At 71.7% G+C, this 24,824-nt stretch carries 20 protein-coding genes, 2 tRNA genes and 1 pseudogene; 6 read left to right on the plus strand and 17 right to left on the minus strand.

What is annotated here, in order from left to right; genetic code table 11:
• Positions 1 to 105: 105 nt before the first annotated feature.
• The 3 genes from EMA17_RS14505 to EMA17_RS14515 form a co-directional block, all read right to left on the minus strand.
• The gene (locus EMA17_RS14505; protein WP_126637399.1) at positions 106 to 951 is read right to left on the minus strand and encodes an IS5 family transposase; all 846 of its coding nucleotides are present in this window, start codon (positions 949 to 951) and stop codon (positions 106 to 108) included.
• Positions 952 to 1,534: 583 nt separating this feature from the next.
• A complete protein-coding gene (locus EMA17_RS14510; protein ID WP_126637400.1) occupies positions 1,535 to 3,475 on the minus strand; it encodes a tetratricopeptide repeat protein in 1,941 nt (646 codons plus the stop codon).
• A gap of 144 nt (positions 3,476 to 3,619) precedes the next feature.
• A tRNA-Met gene (locus EMA17_RS14515) sits at positions 3,620 to 3,696 on the minus strand.
• Between the two features lie 366 nt (positions 3,697 to 4,062).
• On the opposite strand from EMA17_RS14515, the gene EMA17_RS14520 reads away from it, so the two are divergent.
• Positions 4,063 to 4,278: a hypothetical protein gene (locus tag EMA17_RS14520; RefSeq protein ID WP_126637401.1), complete on the plus strand. Its 216-nt coding sequence runs from the start codon at positions 4,063 to 4,065 to the stop codon at positions 4,276 to 4,278.
• A gap of 118 nt (positions 4,279 to 4,396) precedes the next feature.
• On the opposite strand, the gene EMA17_RS14525 is transcribed toward EMA17_RS14520, so the two are convergent.
• Together EMA17_RS14525 and EMA17_RS14530 are read right to left on the minus strand one after the other, a co-directional pair.
• Positions 4,397 to 4,470: transfer RNA gene (locus EMA17_RS14525), tRNA-Met, on the minus strand.
• Positions 4,471 to 4,578: 108 nt separating this feature from the next.
• Positions 4,579 to 7,647: a UPF0182 family membrane protein gene (locus tag EMA17_RS14530; protein ID WP_246126657.1), complete on the minus strand. Its 3,069-nt coding sequence runs from the start codon at positions 7,645 to 7,647 to the stop codon at positions 4,579 to 4,581.
• Positions 7,648 to 7,800: 153 nt separating this feature from the next.
• Between EMA17_RS14530 and EMA17_RS14535 the strand changes: the two genes are divergently transcribed.
• A complete protein-coding gene (locus EMA17_RS14535) occupies positions 7,801 to 8,343 on the plus strand; it encodes a PPA1309 family protein (RefSeq protein WP_078975522.1) in 543 nt (180 codons plus the stop codon).
• A 22-nt stretch (positions 8,344 to 8,365) separates the two neighbouring features.
• Here the strand turns inward: EMA17_RS14535 and EMA17_RS14540 are convergent, their stop codons facing one another.
• The 4 genes from EMA17_RS14540 to EMA17_RS14555 form a co-directional block, all read right to left on the minus strand.
• On the minus strand, positions 8,366 to 9,418 hold the full coding sequence (locus EMA17_RS14540) for a YlbL family protein (RefSeq protein WP_126637403.1): 1,053 nt from the start codon (positions 9,416 to 9,418) through the stop codon (positions 8,366 to 8,368).
• 47 nt (positions 9,419 to 9,465) lie between these two features.
• A complete protein-coding gene (locus EMA17_RS14545; RefSeq protein WP_126637404.1) occupies positions 9,466 to 9,702 on the minus strand; it encodes a hypothetical protein in 237 nt (78 codons plus the stop codon).
• A 155-nt stretch (positions 9,703 to 9,857) separates the two neighbouring features.
• Entirely contained in the window at positions 9,858 to 10,280 is a 423-nt protein-coding gene (locus EMA17_RS14550; RefSeq protein ID WP_126637405.1) for a molybdenum cofactor biosynthesis protein MoaE, read from the minus strand.
• A gap of 112 nt (positions 10,281 to 10,392) precedes the next feature.
• On the minus strand, positions 10,393 to 11,460 hold the full coding sequence (locus tag EMA17_RS14555) for an NAD-dependent epimerase/dehydratase family protein (RefSeq protein ID WP_126637598.1): 1,068 nt from the start codon (positions 11,458 to 11,460) through the stop codon (positions 10,393 to 10,395).
• 410 nt (positions 11,461 to 11,870) lie between these two features.
• On the opposite strand from EMA17_RS14555, the gene EMA17_RS14560 reads away from it, so the two are divergent.
• Together EMA17_RS14560 and EMA17_RS14565 are read left to right on the plus strand one after the other, a co-directional pair.
• Entirely contained in the window at positions 11,871 to 13,313 is a 1,443-nt protein-coding gene (locus EMA17_RS14560) for a zinc-dependent metalloprotease (protein WP_126637406.1), read from the plus strand.
• Positions 13,310 to 13,840 carry an NUDIX hydrolase gene (locus EMA17_RS14565; protein WP_174861360.1) on the plus strand — a complete coding sequence of 177 codons (531 nt, stop codon included), beginning with the start codon at positions 13,310 to 13,312 and terminating at the stop codon, positions 13,838 to 13,840. Before EMA17_RS14560 ends, EMA17_RS14565 begins: the two co-directional genes overlap by 4 nt.
• Before the next feature lie 106 nt (positions 13,841 to 13,946).
• Here the strand turns inward: EMA17_RS14565 and EMA17_RS14570 are convergent, their stop codons facing one another.
• The 4 genes and pseudogenes from EMA17_RS14570 to EMA17_RS14585 all read right to left on the minus strand — a co-directional run.
• Positions 13,947 to 14,702 (minus strand): AIM24 family protein, encoded by a 756-nt coding sequence (locus tag EMA17_RS14570; protein ID WP_246126658.1) that lies wholly within the window; start codon positions 14,700 to 14,702, stop codon positions 13,947 to 13,949.
• Between the two features lie 22 nt (positions 14,703 to 14,724).
• The gene (locus tag EMA17_RS14575; protein ID WP_126637407.1) at positions 14,725 to 15,411 is read right to left on the minus strand and encodes an AIM24 family protein; all 687 of its coding nucleotides are present in this window, start codon (positions 15,409 to 15,411) and stop codon (positions 14,725 to 14,727) included.
• Positions 15,412 to 15,418: 7 nt separating this feature from the next.
• Positions 15,419 to 17,275, minus strand: coding sequence for a TerD family protein (locus tag EMA17_RS14580; protein ID WP_126637408.1), 1,857 nt, complete (start codon positions 17,273 to 17,275; stop codon positions 15,419 to 15,421).
• 431 nt (positions 17,276 to 17,706) lie between these two features.
• Positions 17,707 to 18,219 (minus strand): annotated as a pseudogene (locus EMA17_RS14585) (M48 metallopeptidase family protein); the annotation flags it as partial.
• 323 nt (positions 18,220 to 18,542) lie between these two features.
• Here EMA17_RS14585 and EMA17_RS14590 point away from each other — a divergent pair.
• Complete coding sequence (locus tag EMA17_RS14590; RefSeq protein ID WP_126637409.1) at positions 18,543 to 19,649, plus strand: hypothetical protein; 1,107 nt, start codon at positions 18,543 to 18,545, stop codon at positions 19,647 to 19,649.
• Positions 19,646 to 21,091 (plus strand): ABC1 kinase family protein, encoded by a 1,446-nt coding sequence (locus EMA17_RS14595; protein ID WP_126637410.1) that lies wholly within the window; start codon positions 19,646 to 19,648, stop codon positions 21,089 to 21,091. Before EMA17_RS14590 ends, EMA17_RS14595 begins: the two co-directional genes overlap by 4 nt.
• A gap of 93 nt (positions 21,092 to 21,184) precedes the next feature.
• On the opposite strand, the gene EMA17_RS14600 is transcribed toward EMA17_RS14595, so the two are convergent.
• The 4 genes from EMA17_RS14600 to EMA17_RS14615 form a co-directional block, all read right to left on the minus strand.
• The gene (locus EMA17_RS14600) at positions 21,185 to 21,406 is read right to left on the minus strand and encodes a putative WhiB-interacting protein (protein ID WP_126637411.1); all 222 of its coding nucleotides are present in this window, start codon (positions 21,404 to 21,406) and stop codon (positions 21,185 to 21,187) included.
• A 59-nt stretch (positions 21,407 to 21,465) separates the two neighbouring features.
• Positions 21,466 to 21,741, minus strand: coding sequence for a WhiB family transcriptional regulator (locus tag EMA17_RS14605; protein WP_101897040.1), 276 nt, complete (start codon positions 21,739 to 21,741; stop codon positions 21,466 to 21,468).
• A 202-nt stretch (positions 21,742 to 21,943) separates the two neighbouring features.
• Positions 21,944 to 22,366 carry a hypothetical protein gene (locus EMA17_RS14610; protein WP_126637412.1) on the minus strand — a complete coding sequence of 141 codons (423 nt, stop codon included), beginning with the start codon at positions 22,364 to 22,366 and terminating at the stop codon, positions 21,944 to 21,946.
• 175 nt (positions 22,367 to 22,541) lie between these two features.
• Entirely contained in the window at positions 22,542 to 24,758 is a 2,217-nt protein-coding gene (locus EMA17_RS14615; protein ID WP_126637413.1) for an ATP-dependent DNA helicase UvrD2, read from the minus strand.
• Between the last annotated feature and the right edge of the window lie 66 nt (positions 24,759 to 24,824).

A 24,824-nucleotide genomic window follows, 5' to 3' on the forward strand; every position in this document is an offset into this window, starting at 1 on the left:
CCCGCAGTCGAACCTGCAGTTCGTCGATCCGGGTGCGGAGGTCGTCGGCCAGGGCCCGGGAGGCGTCCTCCTGGACGCCGAGCGCGTCGAGCAGGGGTCGGATGTTCACACGGCCACCGTTTGCGGGTCGCGCCAGGTGGGGGTGTTCGCGCCGGTGAGCCGGCGGGCCATGACCTGGGTCATCGCCCAGTGGACACGGGAGGCGGACGAGGCGGTGCGGTGCTCGTAGTCACGGACCAGGCGCCGGTGCAGTATCAGGATCCCGTAGGTCTGCTCGACCCTCCACCGCTTGCGCTGCGGGACGAACCCCGTTTCCTGCGGGTTGCGTTCGACGATCTCCACGTCGATCCCGAGCAGGGAGCCGTGGGCGACCACGGCGTTCTTGAAGCCCTGGTCCACCAGCGCCTTGCACACCGTGGTCGCATGCTCGGCGACCCGGTCGAGCAGAGCGATGCCCGCGGCGTTGTCGTGCGTGCTCGCGGCGACAACGGTGACGGCGATGATCAGGCCCAGCACGTCCACGGCAAGACCCCGCTTGCGGCCCGGCACGCGTTTCGCCGGATCCCGGCCGGTCGTGGAGGAGGGGACCCCTGCAGCCACGTGGACACTCTGGGTGTCCAGCACCACCAGGGTCGGGTCCTCTAATCGGCGCGCCCTCTCACGGACCTGGCAGCGCAGAAGTTCGTGGACGACCTGGTCGGTGCCGTCGTCGCGCCAAGCGGCAAAGTAGTAGTACGTCGCGCTCTTCGGCGGCAGGTCGTGCGGGAGATAGGCCCACTGGCAACCGGTCCGGCCCTGGTAGAGGATCGCGTTCACGATCTCCCGCATCGCATAGGCGCCCTGGTGACCGCTGACCGAACGGTGCCGGTGCTTCCACGCCGTGATGACCGGCTCGATCAAAGACCACTGCCCATCCGATAAGTCGCTTGGGTACGACTTGCGTTCACTCACCCCGCCACCCCAACAGACCACCGTCTGCGGGACCCGCAGATTCCGCACTCATACACACCATCAGGCGACGACAGAAACACTCAAAGACTCACGAACCGCCCTTTGAGAACACACCAAACACCCACCCACCCACACAGGCACCCCAAACCCAGCCCGTCCGGCGCTTGAGAACACACCAAACGCCCAGCGGCCCACTCAGGCGCCCAAATCCAGCCCGTCCGGCGTTTGAGGACACACGAAACGGCCACCTGCCCACTCAGGCGCCCCAACCCAGCCCGTCCGGCGCTTGAGGACACACGAAACGGCCACCCGCCCACTCAGGCGCCCCAACCCAGCCCGTCCGGCGCTTGAGGACACACGAAACGGCCACCCGCCCACTCAGGCGCCCCAACCCAGCCCGTCCGGCGCTTGAGGACACACGAAACGGCCACCCGCCCACTCAGGCGCCCCAACCCAGCCCGTCCGGCGCTTGAGGACACACGAAACGGCCACCCGCCCACTCAGGCGCCCCAACCCAGCCCGTCCGGCGCTTGAGGACAACACGAACTCGGGCGCATCGGCGAACGGCTCACACCGCCACCCGTCAGCTCGCCAGCGACTCCGCCCGCAACGCGTCCAGCAGCCGCTGCGCCCTCGCCGCGACCTCCGCAGGACCATGCGCCACCGCCGGCCCACACCAGTGCTCCGCATCGGCCAGATCCCCGCGCCGCAACGCCAGCACCACCAGCCGCAACGCCGCCCGCCCGTGCCCACCCCGCGCGGCCACCGTCAACCACGGCTCCGCACCGTCGGAGTCCCCGTGCCGCAGATGCAGCAGCGCCAGGTTCCACGCCCCCGACACACTGCCCGCCTCGGCCGCGACCCGGAACCGCCGCGCCGCCGGCTTGTCCTCACCCCGCCGCGCACACAGCACCCCGCACCGCAGCGCCGCGGTCACATGCCCCGCGTCCGCCGCCACCGCGTACCAGCGCTCCGCCTGCTCCACCGCCCCCGCGTCCGCGAGCATCGCCCCGAGCCGGAACGCCGCCGTGGGCCGCTCCGCCCGCGCCGCCGTCTCGTACGCCCGCGCCGCCCCCTCGGCATCCCCCCGACGCTCCAGCAACAGCCCCATCTGCAAAGCCGCATCCGGGTGCCCGGCGGCCGCGGCGCGACTCCAGCACACCTCGGCGGCGTCGTCGAGACCACCACGCGCGTGCAGGATGCCCAGGTTGTACGAACCGTCCACGCTGCCCGCCTCGGCGGCCCGCGCGAACCATATCCGCGCCTCCTCGTCGTCCCCGCGCTCGAGCAACATCCCGGCCAGCGCGTTGGCCGCGTCCCCGTGCCCCGCGTACGCGGCCATCCGGAACCACCGCTCGGCGCCCGACGCGTCCTCGTGCTCCGCGTGCAACAGCCCCAGATTGAAGGCCCCGTTGCACTCGCCCGCCGCCGCGGCCCGCTCGTACCACCGCGCGGCCTCGCTCGAACTCCCCAGGGACGCGAACCACGCGCCCAGCGCATTGGCCGCCGTGCCGTCGCCGGCCTCCGCCGCGACCTGCCACCACCGCACCGCGCCCTCGACGTCCCCCGCGTCCTGCAGCAGGAACCCGAGCGCCCGGGCCCCCTCGGCGTCGCCCTCCTCGGCCGCCAGCCGATACCACCCGATCGCCTCGGCGGTGTCCCCCGCCCGCTCCAGCGAGGTCGCGAGCCGCACCGCCGCCCGCACGTGCCCACACGAGGCCGCGCGCAGGAACCACGTGGACGCCGCACGTTCGTCGTCCCGCTCCTGCCCCATCCGCCCGAGCCGGTAGGCCGCCTCCGGATGCCCTGCCTCGGCCGCGCGCCGATACCACCGCTCCGCCCCGGGGCGCCCGGTCAGCTCGAAGAACTCGCCCAGCGTGAGCGCCGCCCGCACATGCCCCGACTCCGCCGCGTTGCGCAGCCAGTAGACGCCCTGTCCGGACAGGTCGTGATACGCGCCCGCATCGGCGCCCACCCCCGCGCTCGCCCGTGCCGCGTCGGCCTGGTCGAGCAGCAGCGCGCCGAGCGAGTAGGCGGCGATCCGACTGCCCGCCTCGGCCGCCCGGTGCCACCACAACGACGCGGCGTCGTCCCGCCCCTGACGGTGCATCAGCACGCCGAGGTTGGTCGCCGCGCCGCGATGCCCCGCCTCGGCGGCCCGACGCAGCAATTCGGCCGCCTCGTCCGCCCCGTCCTCCTCGTCGCGTTCGAGCAACATCAGGGCGAGGCTGTTGGCGGCGGAGGGGCTGCGCGCGGCCCGCTCGCGGTAGCGCCGTTCGAGTTCGGCCGATTCGTGCCGATCCAGCGCCTCGCGGCCCTCGACGCTGCCCCCGGGCCCGCGTCGGCGCGGCCGGAACGGCACCAGGACCGCGTATTCGTCGGGATGCGCCGGAGCCGTGGCGGCGGCGGCCCGCCCCCGGTCCAGGACCACCGTGTCGGGGCCCTCGGGCACGGTTTCGAAGACGTCGGGCTCCGGCGGTGGGTGCTCCCCCCGCCGTCCGCGATGTCCCTTCCACGCCCCCATGTGTCCATCGTGGCATCTCGGGCCACATCCATGCAGTCGCGATTCGGCAACAGCCGGCCCCACCCGGCGACGAATCCTCGGCGAACACCCGGTGTCCGAGGGCATGCACGAAGGGCCCGGCCGCAATGGCCGGGCCCTTCGACGTGGTAGCGGGGACAGGATTTGAACCTGCGACCTCTGGGTTATGAGCCCAGCGAGCTACCGAGCTGCTCCACCCCGCGTCGGTGAACACAACCTTACGGCAGCCCCGACCGGGCAGGCAAATCCCTTCCCGGCCGACCCCGAACCACCCGCCGCCACGCGTGGCACGCGTCACTCGTGGGTGTCGCGGCCGAATTCAGACCATGGAGTGAACCCGACTCACCCCGCCCCGACTCCGGATCGTCTCCCCTTTGACCCCAATTACCCCTGGTTGCCCGGGAGTTCGATTGCGCCACAACCGGATTGTCGGCCATCGCCGGACACGATCCGGTCTCGGCACGGGGCGGGAAGCCGTCACGGCGTGCCTCCGATGGGGTACGGTCTGCGTCGTGGTCATATCAGGAATGGACCATCCGAGCATGCCGCGCCGAGTCCCGGTTCCGCCGATGGACGCAGGCCGAAGCGGCATGGGCGAGCGCCTCGAACGGCACCTCGCCCTCATCGGCCGTGCCTCCGTCCAGGAGACGGCGAACAGCACCGAATCGGCCGCCATCATCCAGAGCCTGGTCCCGCGTGCCGAACAGCGCGGCACACACCGTCTGGCGCGCGTCACCCTGATGGCACCGCTGCGCGCCAAGCGTCGCCGCCAGATCGCGCTCTAGACCGCCACGCCCTCAGCTCGTGCGCCACCCCCGGCTCCCCGAGCCGGGGCATCGGATACAAACGCGCAACGCGAGAGGCCCGGTTCCTGAGAACCGGGCCTCTCGCGTTTTCATCGAGTAGCGGGGACAGGATTTGAACCTGCGACCTCTGGGTTATGAGCCCAGCGAGCTACCGAACTGCTCCACCCCGCGATGCGTTGTGTCCCGAGCTTACGTGACCCCGGCCCGCGCTCCAAATCGACGACGCGACGGGCCCGCCCCCCGGAGGGGACGGGCCCGTCGTACGTCACACGTGGACGGTCACGGCTTCGGTGCCCCGGTCGCGGGCGGCGCCCCGATCGCCGGCGGCGTGCCGTTGGCCGGTGGCGTCCCGTTCGCGGGCGGGGTGCCGGTCGCCGGCGGCGTGGTCGCCGGCGGCGCCTTCGCGGCGTTCTCCGCCGCGATGGCCTTGTTCACCGCCGCCTGGAGCCGCTTCTGCGCCTCGCCGTACTTGCCGAAGTCACCGGCCTTCAACGCCGCGTCCGCGTCCTTGAGTGCCTGGTTGGCCTCGTCGAGCGCCTGCTTGACCGTCGGGTTCTCGGTCGCCGGCGGCGGAGTGCCCGTCGTCGGCGGCGTCCCGGTGGTCGGCGGTGTCCCGGTGTCGGTCGGTGGCACCGTGGTCGTCGGCGACCCGCTGAACACCTTGCTCAGCGCCTGATCGAGGGTGTCCTCGAAGGCGATGCTGCCGCCGTAGGAGACCAGCACCTTCTGCAGGACCGGATACGACCCGGGCGCGTTGGCCTGGACGTACACCGGTTCCACGTACAACATGCCGCCGCCCACGGGCAGGCTGAGCAGGTTGCCGTAGACCACCACCGAGTCGCCGCGCTGCAGGATGTTGATCACCTGCGCGACCGCGGCGTTCGACTTGAACTGGTTCTGCATCTGATCCGGGCCCAGGATCGCCGTGTTCGGCGGCAGGCTCAGGAGTCTGATCTTGCCGTAACCCGGTGATCCCGGTTCCGAGTTCACCGCCATGAACGCGGCCAGGTTCTGCCGTTCCTTCGGCACGAACGTGCTGGTCAGCTGGAACGACTGCTGCGCGTCCGGGGCACCGCCCGGCGTCGCGGCCGGCATCTTCATCGACAGGTAGTACGGCGGCTGGTCGCCCGAACCGGCGGTGCGACCCGTCGGGTCCTTGGGGACCTTCCAGAAGTCGGAGCCGTTGAAGAAGGTCCGGGGGTCGGTCACGTGGTACCGGGTGAGCAGATCGCGCTGCACCTTGAACAGGTCCTGCGGGTAGCGCAGGTGCTCCATCAGGGTCGGCGGGATCGTGCCCTTCTTCTTGATCGTGTTCGGGAAGGCCTTCATCCAGGTCTTCAGGACCGGGTCCTTCTCGTCCCACTGGTACAGCTTGACCGAACCGTCGTACGAATCGACCGTCGCCTTCACCGAGTTGCGGATGTAGTTGACGTTGCCGGTGTTGCCCACCGCGCCCCGGGCCCGGTCCTCGGCGTTGAGCGAGTCGGCGGTGGCGGTGCCGAGCGTGGTGCGGGTCGCGTACGGATAACCGTTGCTGGTCGTGTACGCGTCCACGATCCACTGCACCCTGCCGTCTATCACGGCCGGATACGGGTCACCGTCGATGGTCAGCCACGGCGCGACCGCCTCCACCCGCTCCTTGGGCGTGCGGTTGTACAGGATCCGGGAATCCTTGTTGATCGTGTCGGAGAGCAGGATGTTGCCCTCCTGGAACTTCGTCGCGTACAGCAGCTTGTTGAACATGCCGCCGATCGGCACGCCGCCCTTGCCGTTGTACGTGTAGGTGGCCTGCCCCGCCGCGGTGTCGGTCGGGTAGTCCACCTCGGTGGGCGTGGTGTTCTTCGGCGCGCCCACGATCGAGTACTCGGTGGTCGACTCGCCGAAGTAGATCCGCGGCTGGTACGGACCGAGCGGGCTGGGGGTCTGGGCCTCCTGCGCGTCGGTGCGGATGTTGCCCTCGATGTAGACGGGCTTGCCCTCGCGGTCCACCCGGGTGCCCTCGGCCGCGACGACGCCGTACCCGTGGGTGTACTTGGTGTGATCGTTGACCCAGTTGTGCGTCTGACCACCCCTCGGGTTCAGCTCGCGCAGCGCGATCACGGTGTCCTGCATCTTGCCGTCGATCATGTAGCGGTCGACGTCCAGCGTGGTCTGGAAGGCGTAGTACTGCCGCAGCTGCTGCATCTGGTTGAACGTCGGCGAGACGATGTTCGGGTCGAGCAGCCGGATGCTGGCCGTGTTCGCGGCCTGGTCCTTCAGCTCGGGCTTGGCCTCGACGTTGCCGTCGTACTTCTCCGGCTCCACCTTGTCGATGCCGTACGCCAGCCGGGTCGCCTCGATGTTGCGCTGGATGTACTTGGATTCCTTGGCCTGCTGGTTCGGCTTGACCTGGAACCGCTCGACGATCGCCGGGTAGAGCCCGCCGATGAGCACCGCGGAGAGCACCATCAGGCCGAAGCCGATGATCGGCAGCGCCCACGTGCGGCGGAAGACGTTGACGAAGAACAGCGTGGCGCAGATCAGCGCGACGATGAACAGGATCGTCTTCGCCGGCAATACCGCGTGCGCGTCGGTGTACCGCAGGCCGGTGAATTGCGAGGCCTGCTTGAAATCACCGGACGAGACCGCGAGCGAATAGCGGTCCAGCCAGTACGCGACGGCCTTGAACAACACGAAAAGGCCGAGCAGCAGCGAAAGATGCGCCTGTGCGGCGGGGGTGGCCCGCGACCCCGGGCTCTGCACCCGAAGTCCGCCGTAGAGGTAGTGCGTGATCACCGCGAGGACGAGGCCGACGACGACCGCGACGAACGCGAAATTGATCAGGAACCGATAGAACGGCAGATCGAACGCGTAGAACGAGACGTCCTTGTGGAACTGCGGATCCTTGGCGCCGAACGAGACGCCGTTCACGAACTGGAGCCACGTCTTCCACTGCCCCGACGCCGAGGTTCCGGCGATGATGCCGATGATCACCGACAGCGCGATCAGCAGCCAGCTACGGAACGGCGTGATGGCCGAGCGGTAGCGGTCGAGGCTCTGCTGTTCGAGCGACATCCCGCGGAACGCGGGACGCAGCCGATAGGCGACGTAGATGTTGGCGCCGACGGCCGCGGCCATGAGCAGACCGAACACCAGGAACAACCCGATGCGCGTCCACAGCTTGGTCGTGAATACGTTTCCGTAGCCGACCGACTTGTACCAGAGCCAATCCGTCCAGAAATTCGCGAACAGCACCCACGCGACAACGATCACCACGAGGATGGCCAGCGTCAGGAGCAGTGTTCTGGACCTGCGGGACGGAGCTCCCAATCTGATCCGACGGCCACCTGAGCCGCCTCGTTCGGGCATCTGAAAAACCAAGGGTGCGCACCTCGATCATTACCTGGACGCGCCCGGTCGGCGCTCGATGGGTCAACTTACCGAGACAGGACGTGGTTCCCCACGGACACGGCCGATACAGGCTCGTGATCCGTCGTGGGGCGGAGACGGGAAGATGGGGTCATGACCGTTGCACTCACCCAGGCCCTCGTCGAGATCGAACGCCACGTGGCGGGGTACGGCTGGGACCAGCAGCCCCGCCTGTACGCGCTCGTGGACACCGGGGAACTGGCCCGTACCGAACCCGACCTCGCCGCGCAGCTCGGCCTGTCCGCCGACCGTGACGCGCCCATCGACACCCTTACGCCGATCGAGCAGGAGGAGATCCCGGAGCACGTCGCGATCGATGAGTTCCTGGCGAGCATCGCCTGGCCCGACGCCGTGCTCGGCTGCGCGCTCGTGGTCGAGCGGCTGATGTTGCCGCCGTCCGCCGAGGCGAACATGCCCACCGTCGGCAGCGACGAGGAGATCCACGACTGGGTGGCGGCGCACCCGGAGCGCCAGGAGGTCCGACTCGCGGTCGGCGTGCTGCGCGACGGCTCGCGCGAGTCGGCGGTGCGGCTGCGGGCCAAGGACGACGACTCCGAGGTGCTCTCGGGCGCGGACCTGGTGCCCGGCCTGGCCGAGGCGTTGCTGGCCACGTTCGGCGACACCGACGAGGAGTAGGGGCCGAGCGGGTCCGCACCGGTCACGCATGACATTCCGTCAGGGTTCCCTGACCGGTGCGGATCGTCGCCAGCGCCTTGAGCGCGTCGTCCAGCGTCTCCACCTGGACGAGGGTCAGACCGCCCGGCCGGGTCTGCGCGGCGGCGGCGCAGTTGGCCTTGGGGGTGAGGAAGTACTTCGCACCCTGGCGGCGGGCCCCGATGGTCTTCATCTGGATGCCGCCGATCGCGCCGACCTTGCCCGCGTCGTCGATGGTGCCGGTGCCGGCCACGAACTTGCCGCCGGTCAGGTCGCCCGGGCTGAGCTTGTCGACGATGCCGAGCGCGAACATCATCCCGGCGCTGGGGCCGCCGACGTCCTCCAGGTGGATCTCCACCTTGAACGGGAACTTCGGCAGGATGCCCGGGGTGATGCCGACCAGGGCGCGGCCGTCGTCCTCGGCCCGGCCGGTGACCACCTGCACGTCGCGCCTGGTGCCGCGGGCGTCGGCCGGGTCCACGGTGAGCGTGACCGTCTCGCCGGCCTTGTGCTTGGTGATCGCCCCGGCGACGTCCTCGGTCCGGGTGATCGGCGTGCCGTCCACGGCCAGGATGATGTCGCCGGCGTGCAGCTTGCCGAGCGCGGGCGCGTCCTTGGCCACGGTCGAGACGATCACCTGCTTCTCGATCGGGATGTTCAGGGCGGCGAACGCGGCGACCTTGGCGTGCTCCTGCGAGGAGCTGAACTCCTCGGCGTTCTCCCGCTCGACCTCGGCCGCCGACTTGTCGTCGGGGTACAGCGACTTCTTCAGCACCACGTCCGCGTCGCCCTTGACCCAGCCGGCCAGCGCGTCGAGCAGCGGCATGTCGTAGGACTTGTTGGTCACCGACACGGTGGTCATGTTCAGGTGCCCGCTCGTGGGATACGTCTCGTGGCCGGAGATCTCGATGACCGGCCTGCCGCCCTCGTCGCCGAGCGTGTTGTACGTGGGCCCGGGGCTCAACTCGGCGTAGGGCACCGGCGCGAACAGCACGGCGCAGGCCAGGGCCAGGAGCAGCAGCCCGGAGACGACCAGGGTGGCGGTGCGGCGCGACATGCGCCCGACCCTACGGCACCCGGATTCCGGCGGTGCGGGCCGGGCCGTCACGGGTTGTCGCGGACCGTTCCCGGGAGTGTCGGGTCGGGTGCGTCGACGGTGGGGTCGTGGATGATCGGGGTGGCCGTGCGCACCCGGTCCAGAGCCGCGCTCCACTCCTCGAAGTCGGACATCGAGTCGTGCATGCTCGGCGTACGCAACGCCCGACACGTCCACGCGGCCCAGCTCACCGCGATCACGAGCGCGACGCCCGGGATGGCCCACCACCATGCGACAGCCGCCATGACGTACTCCATCGACACGAGAGGGAGGGTAACGGCTTAAATCATATGTATGTGGTGGTGATGGTGCATTTCCGTTGCTCCGAGGTGCCCGGGACGCCCGGCGGCGGATGGTGCGGACGGGGCGGGTGGAGCGTCGGAACGGATGGGCGTCGGGGTCAGCAGGCGCCGACCCAGTCCGCGTCGCCGTCCGCGAAGTGCTGGAGCTTCCAGATCGGCACCTCGTGCTTGAGGTCGTCGATCAGTCGGCGGCACGCGGCGAACGCCTCCGCGCGGTGCGGGCAGGCGACCGCGACCACGACCGCCAGGTCGCCGATCTCCAGGCGGCCGATCCGGTGTACCGCGGCCATCGCCAGCACCGGCTGGTCGGCGGCGATCTTCTCCATCACCCGACGCAGTTCCACCGCGGCCGACGGGTGGGCGGAGTATTCGAGCGCGGTGACCGTGCGCCCGCCGTCGGCGTCACGGACCGTACCGACGAACAGGTCGATGCCCCCGGCGGCGCGGTCGCCGACCGCGGCGAAAACCTCGTCGACGGACAACGGCGTGTCGCGGATCTCGGCGATGCGGATGACGTCCATACCGGGCAGTATCGCGCGCCGCGCCACGGACCCGGACACCCCGGTCCCCCGACGGCGCGGGCGACCCCGCGCCGGACCGGGCCGAAACCCGGTCGCCACGGGGCCGCGCGGCTCAGAACCCCCGGCGCCGGCGGCGCACCTTGCGCACGATCGCGGCCGTGCCCACCAGCGCCACGGTGGCGCCCGCCGCGCCGAGCGTGGTGGCGTCCTTGCGGCCGAGCCGGCGGGCCACCAGCGCGTGCCGCCCGGCGACGTCCTCCAGGAGCGCGGCGAACGCCGCCTCGTTGGTCCACGCCGGTCGCCAGCCCGCCGCGCGCAGCCGTTCCGCGGAGACCACCCAGCCGTGCATCGTGTAGGCGAGGTCGCCCGCGGGGGCGGGCGTGATGCCGAGGCGGTGCAGCCGTTCGGCGGTGCCCAGGGCGAGCGAGGCGGGCAGTTCCATCCGGCGCATGCCGGACAACTCCTCGATCTCCTCCTGCTCCAGCCAGCCCTCCGAGCCGACCGTGACCACACCCTCGACCCGGCCGAGCGCGGCGAATTCCAGCGCCGAGGCCAGGTCGTCCAGGTGGCAGAACTGCCAGCGGGGCTGCCCGCCGGAGACCACGAGCAGGCGCGGCGCCTCGAAGTGCCGGGTCATCACGCTGTCCGCCTCGGGACCGCCGACCAGCGTCGCCGGCCGCACCACGGTGACCTTGACGTGCGGATGGGCGCGCGGGGTGCGCTCGGCCAGTTCCTCGATCTCCAGCAGATCCCCGACCAGCGAGGCGTCGGCCGTGGCACGCAGCGGCGCGTCCTCGGCGAGCGGTACGTCGTTGTCCGGCAGCGCGCCGTAGACCATCGCCGAGGTGCACAACACCACGCGCGGCACCCGGGCCGCGGCGGCGGCGGTCAGCACGGTCTGGGTGCCGCGCACGTTGCGCGCGCCCCGGGACCTGGGCTCGGAGTCGAGCGACATGTCGAGCGCGAGGTGCACCACCACGTCCACGCCCTCCAGCCGGCCGGCCAGCGCGGGGTCACGGACGTCCATGATCCGCCACTGGGCGCCGGGGATCTCGCCACGCCGCTCGTCGATCGCGATCAGACGTTTGACCTGGTCGTTCGCGGCCAGAAGCGAGGCGACGCGATGACCGAGCCCGGCGGCGGCGCCGGTGACCGCGACGACCGGGCGCACCCGGGGCACACTGGTGGCCGAGGGCTGGTCCTCGGGCCGGCCCGAGGACTGGGGATCGCTCTCCGGAGCGGTCTGCGCGGCATCGGTTCCGGTGCCTTCGCTCGTGCTCTCCCGCCCGCTCCGCCCAGAGCGAACGCGTGGGGGCTGGGAACTCACTGGCGGTCTCCCGTGGTTAGTTTGGTACGAGCGGTTCGTCAAGAAAGGTACGCGCGACTGCTTGCCTTTCCTGTCAGTGTCCGCGATCCATCCTGCCGGAGGTGTTGTCGTGATCTTCACGCCAGGCGCGTTTCGACGCCTGCGCGGTGTCGCCTCCGGCCGGGGCGGCGGGCGGCTCGAGCGAGACGAGGTAACCGTGAGTCGGCATCGAATGGTCGGGCCCGAGGGCGCCGCGCACATGGAAAACGTAGAGGGGCCCCACCATGGCTGACTTCCCGTTCGGCTTCGGCAAGCCCTCGGGCGACGACGATCCCAACCGCCCCGGCGGCGGGTCCGGCGGTTCGAATCCGAACGACCCCTTCGGGTTCGGTGCCGCCGGCGGTGACCCGAACAACCCGTTCGGCGCGCTTTTCGGACAGATGAATCAGGCCGACCTCGGCGCGGCCTTCCAGCAGCTGGGCAAGCTGCTCTCCTACGAGGGCGGCCCGGTCAACTGGGACCTGGCCCGCGACATCGCCCGGCAGACCGTGGCGCAGCAGGGCGACGCGTCGATCGGCGCGGTGGAGCGCTCGGGCGTCGAGGAGGCCGTGCGGCTCGCCGAGCTGTGGCTGGACGAGGCCACCTCGCTGCCGTCCGGGGCGAGCACCACCGCGGCCTGGAGCCGTTCCGAGTGGATCGAGGCGACGCTGCCCCAGTGGCGCGCGCTGGTCGAACCGCTGGCGACCCGGGTGGTCGCGGCCATGGGCGAGATGATGCCCGAGGAGATGCAGAGCATGGCCGGGCCGCTGCTCGGCATGATGCGCGGCATGGGCGGCGCGATGTTCGGCGCCCAGGTGGGCCAGGCGCTCGGCGCGCTGGCCGGCGAGGTGGTCGGCTCGACCGACGTCGGGCTGCCGATCGGTCCGGCGGGCAAGGCGGCACTGCTGCCGGCCAACCTGACCGCGTTCGGCGAGGGCCTGTCCCTGCCCCAGGAGGAGGTGCGGCTCTACCTGGCCCTGCGCGAGGCCGCGCACCAGCGCCTGTTCGTGCACGTGCCGTGGTTGCGGCAACACCTGTTCGGCGCCGTCGAGGCGTACGCGCGGGGCATCAAGGTGGACATGAGCCGCCTGGAGGAGGCCGCGGGTCGGATCGACCCGAGCAACCCCGAGGCGCTGCAGGAGGCGTTCTCGCAGGGGTTGTTCGAGCCCGAGGAGACGCCGGAGCAAAAGACCGCGCTGTCCAGGCTGGAGACGGCCCTCGCGCTGGTGGAGGGCTGGGTCGACGCGGTCGTGCACAGCGCGGCGGCGCCGCGGCTGCCCTCTGCGGGCGCGCTGCGCGAGACGCTGCGTCGGCGGCGGGCCACGGGCGGTCCGGCCGAGCAGACCTTCGCCACGCTGGTGGGCCTGGAGTTGCGTCCGCGCCGGCTGCGCGACGCGGCCCGACTGTGGGCCTCGCTGGCCGACGCGCGCGGCGTGGACGGGCGCGACGCGGTGTGGCAGCACCCCGACCTGCTGCCGACCGCCGCCGACCTGGACGACCCCGACGGCTTCGTGCACCACACCGAGCTGGACCTGTCCGGTCTCGACGCCGAGTTGGACGCGGACCTGGACTCGCTGGAGTCGAAGGGCGAGGCGAAGGGCGAGCCCGAGGCCGACGACGCCGAACGCGGGGCGAACGGCGACGACGAGCCGAAGGGCACCGACGGCGGCAAGGGGCCCGCCGCGTGAGCCTTCGCGTCGCGACGGTCGACGCGCTGTCCGCGTGGCACGCGCCCGACGATCGTGCCGACGGGCTGCGCCGGGACTACCTGGAGCATCTGGCCACATACGAGGACGGCATGCTCAAGGCCTGCCGCGCCGGGCACGTGACGGCGAGTGCGGTGATCGTGGATCCGGCCGGCGGTCGGGTGTTGCTCACGCTGCACGCGAAGATCCTCCGGTGGTTGCAGACCGGCGGGCACTGCGAGCCGGGCGACCGCACGCCGGCCGAGGCGGCGCTGCGCGAGGCCCACGAGGAGTCCGGGATCGCCGGCCTGACCCTGCTCGCCGACGGCGCGCCGGTCTACCTCGACCGGCACGACACGCCGTGCGCGGTGCACCTGGACGTGCAGTACGCGGCGCTGGCCCCGCCCGGCGCGGCGGAGGTGATCAGCGAGGAGTCGCTGGATCTGCGCTGGTTCGCGTTCGACGCGCTGCCGGCCGACACCGACGACTCGGTCCGCGCGTTGGTGGGCCGGGCCCGCGCTCTGGTCTGAGGTCGCGCGCGCCGAGCGGCGGTCACGGACATACCGAGGGGCGCCCGACCGGTGATCGGTCGGGCGCCCCTCGGCGTCGCTGTTCCCCGGTTTCCCGGGCCGGGTGCTACTGGCCCCAGGTGTTGCCGCGGACCCCGCCGTCCTGGCCGAGGCCGCGGTTGGCGAGGTAGCCGCCGGGCTGGATGAACTCGACCGGCGGAAGCAGTTCGCTGGGCTGGACCACCACGTAGCCCTCGCCCATGAAGGCCATGTTCCAGCCCTCGCCGGTGCCCCGGCGACGGCGGTAGATCCGGGCCGAGGTGGCCTGCGCCTGGAGGCTGATCTGCAACCGGGTGCTCCACGCGATCACCGCGTCGGCGTCCGCGAACACCTCGGCGCCGTGGGTGACCCGCATGATCAGCGGCTTGCCCGAGGTCATCAGCGCGATCTTGCCGTTGCCGCTGATGTCGAGGTTGTACGACCCGGCGCCGGCGATCGACTGGGCGCTCTCGATCGCGACCACGTTCCAGCTCAGCGTGCTGTCCAGGGCCAGTACGTACTGCCCGTCCACGCTCAGTCCCTCGAAGTCGAGGTCGAGCACGTGGATCGACTGGGACATGTTGGCCAGCCACATGGTGCCGGTGCCCTGCGCGCGCATCAGCTGGAGCTGTTCGCCGGTGGCCGCGGCGGCCTGCTGTTCGGCGCCGCTGCGCAGGTTTCCGTCGAAGTCGATCGCGCCCTGGTAGGCCACCATCGAGCCGACCCGGGCCAGGCAGTGGTCCGGGTGCCCGTTGCCGAGCTGGACCTTGAGCATGTGCTCGTTCTGCAAGCTGTACCGCTCGGGGTTGTGTACCGGCGCGTGGCCGAAAAGCGAGCTCTGCACGGTGTTCCTCCTTGGCTCGCGGTCAGCCGCGCACGTGGAAACGGTCGGTGGCGTCCTCGGCCGGTTGCACGACGACGAAGCCGTTGCCCTTGAAGGACACCTGCATCGCCTCGCCGGAACCGCGCCCGACGATGCCGCCGAGCCGCATCGAGCGTTTGGTGCCGACCTTGAGGCTGGTGCTCCAGGCGACCAGCGCGTCGGGGTCGACGTAGGTCTCGCGCTCGGCCGGGTTGAGCACCACCGGGGTGCCGCGCGTGGTGATCGCCACCCAGCCCTGACCGGACAACTCCATGTTGAACAGGCCGTTGCCGCTGAACTTCGCGGTGACCCCGCTCACCATCTTGATCCGGTGTTCCAGGTTCTCGTCGAACGCGAGGATGTTGCTCGCGTTGACCGACAGGCCCTCACCCGGGTTGAGCTGCATGATGGCCACGTCGGCGCCGTAGTCGGCGAAGTAGATGTCGCCCTGGCCGCTGCACCGCATCAACTGCATACGTTCGCCGGTGATACCGCCGGTCACCCGGCGCTGCATGCCCTGGCCGTGGCCCTCGAAGGTGATGTAGCCCTCGTAGGCGATCATCGAGCCCTGCTTGGCCAGCACGCCGGGTGCGCCGGGCTGGATGTTGGCCCGGCAGATCTTGTGGCCGTGCGCGCTCATCCGCGCCTGGGGCGCGGTCTGCCCGTACGCGGCGATCAGTTGCTGATCCATGTTCCCCTCACACCTCGTAGGGCTGGACGACGATGAAGTTGTTGGCCTGCGGCGGGCAGCGGAACTGCAGGTTGACCGTCTCGCCGCTGTGTCCGGGGAACGCGGTGCGGCGCAGCCGCATCTGGGTCGTGGTGGAGACCTGCATGTCGGTACCGGTCCAGGCCACGATGGCGTTGCTGTCCGCGAAGGTCGGCCCCTGGACCGGCAACACCAGCGGGATGCCCCTGGTCTTGATCACCACGGTGCCCTGGCCGGTGAAGGTCTGCGCGAACAGCGCGCCGCCGGGGATGCCCACACCCTCGACGCGGGCCGGCTCCAGGGTCAGCCCCTCGTCGAACGCGAGCACGTTGGCCACGTTGACGAACAGTTTGTTGCCCTGGAGTTCGACCAGGTGCAGGTGCGCGGCGTCCTCGGCGAGGAACACCTCGCCGCTGCCCTCGCAGCGCATCAGTTCGAGCGACTGGCCGGTCTGCCGGTTGTCGAACCGGTTGCGCAGGCTCTGCCCCTGGAACTTGAACTTCACGTCGCCCTGGTAGGCCACCATGACGCCCTGGCGGGCGATCACCTTGCCGCCGGAGACGTCGACGCGGACCATCTTGGGATTCTGCTGGCTCCAGCGACCGCCGGCGGGCACCTCGCGGTACTGGTCGATGCCGTACTGGAAGGCGGGCTCGGGCGTCGCGACGCCGACGCCCTGCTGCATGCCGGGACCGGGGGGCATGCCCTGGCCGGGCGGCGGTCCGCCCGGGCCGCCGGGGACCGGCATCTGGAGCGTGGGCTGCATCTGGCCGGGCTGACCCTGGCCGGGGTAGCCGCCGGGTCCGGGCGGGCCGGGCGGCGGGTAGCCCCCGGGGCCGGACGGGGGCGGGTAGCCACCGGGCTGACCCGTGCCGGGCGGCGCGGGCGGCGCCATGTGCCCCTGGTGCGGCGTCTGGTTCGGGTTCGGGTAGCCGCCGGGGCCGGGCGGGGGCGGGTAGCCTCCCGGCGCGCCGTGCGGCGGAGTGCCCGGGCCCTGCTGGTACTGCTGCGGGCCGGGCGGCGGGTAGCCGCCGGGGGCGCCGTGCGGCGGGGTGCCGCCGTACTGGGGCGGACTGTCGTACTGGGGCGGGCCGGGCGGCGGACCGCCGTGCGGCATCGCGCCGACCGGCTGGGGCGCGCCGGGCGGCGGCCCGAAGTTCGGCGTGGGCGCGGGCGGGGGCGGCGGCGGACCGCCACCGGGCGGGCCGAAGGACGGCGGCGACTGGTGCTGCTGCGGCGGCACGCCGGCGCCGGGCGGGGCGAATCCGGGTGCCCCGCCGGGCGGCACCTGCGCGGGCGCGGACGCCTGCTCCGGCTCGTCCTCGGCGACCTCGCCGCCGAAGTTCTCCAGGAGCGCGCGCAGTCCGCCGTCGAAGCCCTGGCCGACGGCGGAGAACCGCCAGACGTCCTTCTTGTAGATGTCGGCGATCATCACCGCGCGCTCGGTGCTGAACTCGCGCCCGGTGAACGAGTAGCGCGCGACCTCCTGGCCGCCCGCCACGATCCGCAGATAGCCGGACCCGACCTGGGACATCACCCCGTCGCCGTCGATCGTCGCGGTGAACGCGAGCTTGTTGACGTGCGGCGGGACCCGGTCGAGGGTCACCCGGAAGGACTCGGTGTCACCGGCCTGCGCGCCGAGGAGTTGGATCGACTCCTCGGGCGACTTGGGCTGGTTGAAGAAGACGAAGTACCGATCGTCGGACAGCCGCTCGCCCGCGTCCAACCCGAAGCACGCGATGTCGAACGTCAGCCCGGGGCCGTCCAACTGCACCCCGACATACAGATCGGTCCCCGCGGTCAGGTCGGACAGCTTCGACTTCTGTCCCTTCCTGAACTCGACCACTGTGTGGCTCCCTTCCCCGCTTTTCCGCCGCCGGCGGTGCGGGCGCCCACCACCTGGGTCCCCGCCGCGCTCGGCACGCTACAACATCGGCTGCGCCCCGGTCGGGGTACGGCTGCGCGCCGGGCGGGCCGCTCGTGCCCCCCGGCGGGCGTGTTTCCGCGGCCGCTCCGTCCGCGTACGCGCCTCACGCTATACGCCCGAATCCGGCGCCGCGACGACTGTGCCGAGCCGGATTCCGGTCAGCCGCGAGGCTTGCGGGCCGCCCGATCGCGCGTTGTCCCCGCCCGGGTACCGTCCGCAGCGGCGGTGCCCTTGCGGGCGCCGCGCGCACCGGCCGCGGCGGAGCGCCCCCGGGGCGGCGCCGGCGGCTCGGCCCCGGCGCGCGCCGGCTCCGCGTCGGCCGGATCGGTGTCGGCCTCGTCGCTCATCGCGAGCCCGCTCGCGGTCGCCACACCCTCCAGATATCCCCGCGCGCGTTCGGTGCGCGGATATGCGGCGAGCAGGGTCCAAAAACGCGGTCCGTGTCCGGGCACCAGCAAATGCGCCAACTCGTGCAGCAATACATAGTCGACGACATAGGTCGGCATGCCGCGCAGGCGGGTGGAGAGCCGGATGGTGCCGTCGACCGGCGTGCACGAACCCCAGCGGGTGTTCTGGTTGCCCACCCAGCGCACGCTCGCGGGCTCGGCCCGGCCGTCGAGATAGCGGGCGGACAACTCCCGGGCGCGGACGGCCAGGTCCTCGTCGCTGGGGCGTCGGCGGCGCTCCTGGGCGGCCAGGCGCTCCAGCATCACGCCGACCCAGCGTTTCTCCTCGGTCTGCGTCATTCGGCCGGGGAGCAGGACCACGGTTCGGTCCCCGTCCCGGTACGCCGATACGGTTCGTTTCCGCCGGGCGCTGCGACGCACCTCGACGGCACCCTGGTACGGGGCTCCGGACAGCATGTCGTGTCCGGCCCCGGGATCCGCGACCACAACCAGGACGTTAACCGACGGCACCGACAGGGCGCGCCCGCTTCGGGCCGGCGGGGGATATTCCACATCGCTTTTCACGGGCATAATCGCGGGCATAAGCACTATTCGCGCAATAACTCCCATTCCATTGTTCTGTGCCTGATATTTCCAAATAGCATATTCATACGCGGGCTGTGGACAACGAAATACCCGGCCCGGTCGCCGCCGGGCACGCTGGGGGCCGGTCGAGCCCGGTGCGTCGGGCCTCGATCGTCGCCGTCCGTCCACGCGTACCGTCCCCTCGGAGGCCGCCCATGCGTCCGCTGCTCAAGCCCGCCCTGCGCCGGCTGTGGCGCGATCGACAGACCCTGCAACTGGGTCTGGACCCGGCTCGGGCGGTGCTGCTCGGCGGGCTCGATCCGGTGACCACCCGCTTCGTGGAGCACCTGGACGGCACCCGGGACCTGGCGCGGACCTACGAACTCGCCGACCGCGTCGGACTCCCCCGCGCCCGGGCCGCGGCGGTGCTCGACCTGCTTGCCCGGGAGGACGTGCTGGAGGACGCGTCCGGGCGGCCCACCCCGGTGCCGGCGCTGCCGCACGAGCGGGCCCGGCTCGGCCCGGACCTGACCTCGCTGGCCCTGGTGCACGGCAGCGGCGGCGCGGGCCTGGCCGCGCTGGACCGGCGCTCGCGGGCGGTGGTGGCGGTGCACGGCGCCGGTCGGGTGGGCGCGGCGGTGGCCGGGCTGCTCGCCGCCGCCGGTGTCGGCCACGTGGTGCCGGCGGATCGCCGACCGGTGCGGGCGGGCGACGCGGGGCCGGTGGCCTACGGCTGGGACGCGGAGCGACCGCGGCGGGAGACCACCGTGCGGGCCGCGCTGCGCCGGTTGGCCCCGGGGGTGCGCTGCGCGCTGCCCGCCGGGCGGGGCACCCCCGACGTCGCGGTGCTGGTCCCGGAGGGCCGTCCGGATCCGGCCCCCGGCGCCCGGCTGATCCGACAGCGGGTGCCGCACCTGTACGCCGACATCCGCGAGACCACGGGGGTGGTCGGGCCGTTCGTCCTGGTCGGCCGCTCCGCCTGCGGCCGGTGTCTGGACCTGGCCCGCAGCGACCGGGATCCGGGCTGGCCGCGCCTGCTCGCCCAACTCGCGGCGGCGCCCGGTCCGGGCGAGCCGCCGTGCGACGTGGTGCTGGCCACCGAGGTCGCCGCCCGGGCCGCGCTCCAGGTGCTCACCTTCCTCGACGGCGGGCTGCCCACCACCGTGGACGGGACGGTGGAGATCGAGCTGCCCGACGGGCTGACCCGACGCCGGAGCTGGGCGCCGCACGCGCGGTGCGACTGCGGCGCCACCCGCCCGGCGCAAGAGGTGGGCCCCATCACACATGCCGCGCCGCCGAGTCGGACACAATGGGTCGCGTGAGCGATCTTCCGCGCAGGGCCGTCACCCGCACCGCCAAGCTCGCGTCCCTCCCGCTGGGGGTGGCCGGCCGGGCGACACTGGGCCTGGGCAGGCGCATCGGCGGCAGACCGGCCGAGATCGTCGCGGCGGAGCTGCAGGCGCGCACCGCGCAACAACTCTTCAAGGTGCTCGGGGAGTTGAAGGGCGGCGCGATGAAACTCGGGCAGGCCCTGTCGGTGTTCGAGGCGGCGCTGCCCGAGGAGGTGGCCGGGCCCTACCGCTCGGCCCTGACCAAACTTCAGGACGCGGCGCCGCCGATGCCCGCGCGCACCGTGCACAAGGCGCTCGCGGACAACCTCGGCGACGACTGGCGCACGTTGTTCGAGGAGTTCACCGAGAAGCCCGCGGCCGCCGCCTCGATCGGCCAGGTGCACCGGGCGGTCTGGCACGACGGCCGCACGGTCGCGGTCAAGATCCAATACCCCGGGGCCGGCGACGCGCTGATCTCCGATCTCAACCAGCTCGGCCACGTGGCCCGCTTCGCCGGCGCGCTGATCCCGGGCATCGACGTCAAACCGCTGATCGCCGAACTCAAGGCCCGGGTGGCCGAGGAGCTCGACTACCAGCTGGAGGCGGAGGCGCAGACCGCGCACGCCGTGGAGTTCGACGGCGACCCCGACATCTTCGTGCCGCACGTGGTGCACCAGACCGAACGGGTGCTGATCACCGAGTGGATGGACGGCACACCGCTGTCCAAGGTGATCGACAAGGGCACCCGGGAGGAGCGCGACCGGGCCGGGCACATGCTCAGCCGCTTCCTGTTCTCCGGTCCGGCCCGCACCGGCATGCTGCACGCCGACTCGCACCCGGGCAACTTCCGGCTGCTGGCCGACGGGCGTCTGGGTGTCCTGGACTTCGGCACGGTCAATCGGCTGCCCGAGGGGCTGCCCGAGCCGATCGGCCGGGCGTTCCGCCTCGCGCTCGACGGCGACGCGGACAGCGTCATGCAGGTGTTGCGCACCGAGGGCTTCGTCAAGCCGTCGATCAAGCTGGACGCCGGCGAGGTGCTCGACTACCTGCTGCCGTTCCTGGAACCGGCCGAGGTGGAGGAGTTCACCTTCACCCGGGCGTGGATGCGCGAACAGGGCGCGCGGATCGGCGACCCGCGCAATCCCGCCTCCGCGCTGGCCCGCCAGCTCAATCTGCCGCCGAGCTATCTGCTGATCCACCGGGTCACGCTGAGCACCATCGGCGTGCTGTGTCAGCTGGGCGCCACCGCCCCCTTCCGCGAGGAGCTGGCCACCTGGCTGCCCGGCTTCGAAGACGACTACGAGGCCGAGGAGTTCGACTTCTCCCTCGAGGCGATCGAGGAGTTCGAGGACGTCGAGGAGATCGACGACGACCCGGCCGACGCACCCGCCCCGAAGAACGCGACGGGCGACGCGGACGCCGCCGGCCGCTAGCCGGGGCGTGTCCCGGCGCCGATCCCGCGAACGCCGAAGGGCGGACACCCCGGCAAGGGGTGCCCGCCCTTCGGCGTTCGCGAACCGGCTCGGCTACATCACCGCGATGGCCAGCGCCCGGCGCGCCCGCATGGAGGCGACCTCGGCCCGACGGCGCATCCTGCGCGCCACCCGAACGTGGTACGCCCTGCGTTGGAGCTCCGCCTCGCGGAGCTCCTGATCCATCCGAGCCCTCGCCAGGGCTTCGTTGATCAGATGCAACTCCCGGCTCCTGTCAATGGGAAGAACTGCGTTCGTGTCGTGAATGTGCTTCATGGGTTCCTGCGCGTACGCGCGATCTCTGGTCCTGGTGCGTCGGGGTCCCGCCGGCGGGGTCACGCGGCGACCTCCGTCTTGCGCGGACGGCCACGGGGACGCTTGCGGGCGACGACGACGCCCTGCACGAAGAGCTCGCCGCCCCACACGCCCCAGGGCTCGCGGCGCTCGAGCGCGCCCTGCAGGCACATCTCGCGCACCGGGCACTCGCGGCACAGGGCCTTCGCGTACTCGACGTCCTCCGGGGACTCGGCGAAGAAGACCTCGGGGTCGTAGGAACGGCAGGGGATCGTGGACTCGAGCTGCTCGACGTCCTCGAAACCGGTGAGGGTCATCAGGTCTACCTCCGATGTCGCTGTGGCTGTACTGCCGGGTGCGGGGGGTTTGCCGTGGGGCACGTGGTGCTCCTGTGATTCGTGGGACTCGCGTCCCCGGTGGTCGCTACTCGGTCTTTGCTGACAGCCGACAAAAGACAAGGGCCGCGGATCCCGGTGTTCGGGATTCCGCGGCCCTGGAGGGTGCCGACCTGACGTCTCGTCAGGTCCTGTTCCTCCAGGACGGATACCCGTTGTTCCCGGCAAAGCCGGCCATGGTCATGCCATTGGCCCGCTGCGATTCCTGCTTCTGCGCCTGCTCGCAAGCCGCCGCGCTCGACGGTCGCTCGTCGCGACGCGCCTTCGCCGCCTGCTCGCCTTGCCACGGACCCTCGGCGCTGTCCGCCAGACCGACGAGTCCTGAGGCGCCCGCTGCTGCGGACACACCACTGCCGTTGCCGCGCAGTCGCGCGGAGGCGGTGATCAGGGCATCGGTCCCGGCATAGGACGTCACCACGGGGAGCCCGGCCAGGCCGGACGTGGACACGGAGAGATCGGCATGCGACAGCTTGGCGGAGCCCACCGACACCACGACCGGAGTGACGGCGAACGCCTGACGCTGGGCTTTCAAGTTCCTGGTAATCACGACGTTCACCTCCTTCCGAGAGGGTTTCGGGGCAACACCACAGGGGTGCTTCCAGGTTTCATGGACGAGCACGGTCGAACGTTCCGACCGTGCTCGTGAGCGTAGATGCGGTTCGGAGCAAGGCGCAAACGATTTATTGCATGGCCCTCGTCACTCGAGGGAAACCCCTCGCGTCTCACACCCCGTCGGCGGCATCCTCGACGGCCGACCCGAGGTCGTGCTCGACCTCCGGAATGTGCCCGTAATCGTCCGAATCGGGCTCGATCGCCAGGTCGTGGCCGGCGCACAGCGCGAGCACGTCGTCACCGAATCGTTCCAGCTTGGTCCGGCTCACCCCGGGAATCGCGGCGAGTTGGCGCTCGTTGAGCGGGCGGGTCTCGGCGATCGCGGTGAGCGTCGCGTCGGTGAAGACCACGAAGGCGGGCTGGCTGTGCTCGTCGGCCCGGCGCAGTCGCCACTCGCGCAGTTGCCCCAGCAGGAACTCGTCCACGTCCGACGGGCAGTCCAGGCAGCGCCCGATCTTGCGCTCGGCGGCGTCCTGGAGCGCTCGCGCGCACACCCGGCAGCGCACCGGACCGACCTTGCGCCGGGGCCGGGGCACGCCGCCCGGACTCGCCCCGGTACCGGGCGAGCGGTACGCGTCGGGCCGCGCCGAGCCGACGCCGCGCCCGCCGTCGGAGCCGCGCAGCCCGTCCAGGAACCGCGACGCCGTGCGCCCGCGCCCGCCCGGCGTGCGGGCCAGCGACCAGGACAGGGTCAACCGCTCGCGCGCCCGGGTCACCCCGACGTAGAGCAGCCGGCGCTCCTCCTCGATCTTGTCCGGGGTGTCGGCGTAGGAGATCGGCATCATGCCCTCGTTGAGGCCGACCAGGAACACCGCGTCCCACTCCAGCCCCTTGGCCGCGTGCAGCGACGCGAGGGTGACGCCCTCCACCGTCGGCGCGTGCTGGGCGTTGGCCCGCTCGGCCAGCTCGACGGTGAAGTCGCGCAACGTCGCCTCCGGCCGCTCGACCGCGAACTCCTCGGCCAGCCGCACCAGTGCGGCCACCGACTCCCACGTCTCCCGGGCCTGGCCGGATCCCGCGGGTGGCTCCGCGCTCCAGCCGGAGCCGCCGAGCACCGCGCGCACCTCGGCGGCCAACGGCCCGGCCTCCGCGTCGGTGCCGCCGGAGATCGCGTGCGCGCGCAGGAAGCCCATCGCCTGGCGGATCTCGGGCCGCTCGAAGAACCGCTCGGCGCCCTTGAGCAGGTAGGCCACGGACCGGTCGGCGAGCGCCTGCTCGTAGGACTCGGACTGCGCGTTGGTGCGGAACAACACGGCGATCTCGGCGGGCCGCACCCCGTCGTCGATCAGTGCGCGAACGCGCTTCGCGGTGCTCTCCGCCTCGGCCTGCTCGTCGGCGTGCTCGACGAAGGCGGGCTCCGGGCCGGTGCCGCGCTGCGAGATCAGCCGGAGCCGGTGCTTGGCCGCCTCGCCGCCGGCGCGGGCGAGCAGCCGGTTGGCCAGGCCCACCACCTGCGGGGTCGAGCGGTAGTCGCGGACCAGCTCGACCAGCTTCGCGTCGGGATGGCGGCGGCGGAAGCCGAGCAGGTAGGCGGGTGTGGCGCCGGTGAACGAGTAGATGGTCTGGCTCGCGTCGCCGACCACGCACAGGCTGCGGGCCCCGGTCGACCACAGGTCGAGCAGCCGCTGCTGGAGCGGGTTGACGTCCTGGTACTCGTCCACGGTGAAGTGCCGGTATTGCGCCTGCACCGCCTCGCGCACCTCGGGCCGCTCGTCGAGCAGTCCGATGGTGAGCAGCAGCACGTCCTCGAAGTCCATCCGGCCCTTGCCGGACTTGATCTTCTCGTAGGCCGCGTAGACGTGCGCGATCTCGGCCGCCGCGCGCGGCGGCTTGCGGCCCGCCGCGAGCACCGCGCCCGGGTAGTCGTCGGGCGCGGTCTGGGTGGCCTTGGCCCACTCGATCTCGCCGGTGATGTCGCGCAGTTCGGCCCGATCGGCGCGCAGGCGGCAGTGCGCGACCGCGTCGCGGACCAGCATGATCTTGGTCTCGACCAGCTGCGGCGGCGGCCCGGCGAACACTTTCGGCCAGAAGTAGGACAGCTGGCGCAGCGCCGCCGAGTGGAACGTACGCGCCTGTACGCCCGGGACGCCCAGGTCGCGCAGCCGGCCGCGCAGCTCTCCCGCGGCCCGCGCGGTGAAGGTGACCGCCAGGGTCTGTCCGGGCTGCATCGCGCCGGAGAGCACGCCGTAGGCGATCCGGTGGGTGATCGCCCGCGTCTTGCCGGTGCCCGCGCCCGCGAGCACGCACACCGCGCCGTCGACGGCCTCGGCCACCCGCCGCTGCTCGGGATCGAGCGCGTCGAGGACGTCGTCGGGGGAAGCGATCATCGGCACATCCTCTCAGGCATCGCGCCCCACCGAGGCCGGTTGTGCACAGCGCCCCCGATGTCCACA

It is taken from the genome of Embleya hyalina (assembly GCF_003967355.1).
GTDB classification, from domain to species: Bacteria; Actinomycetota; Actinomycetes; order Streptomycetales; family Streptomycetaceae; genus Embleya; species Embleya hyalina.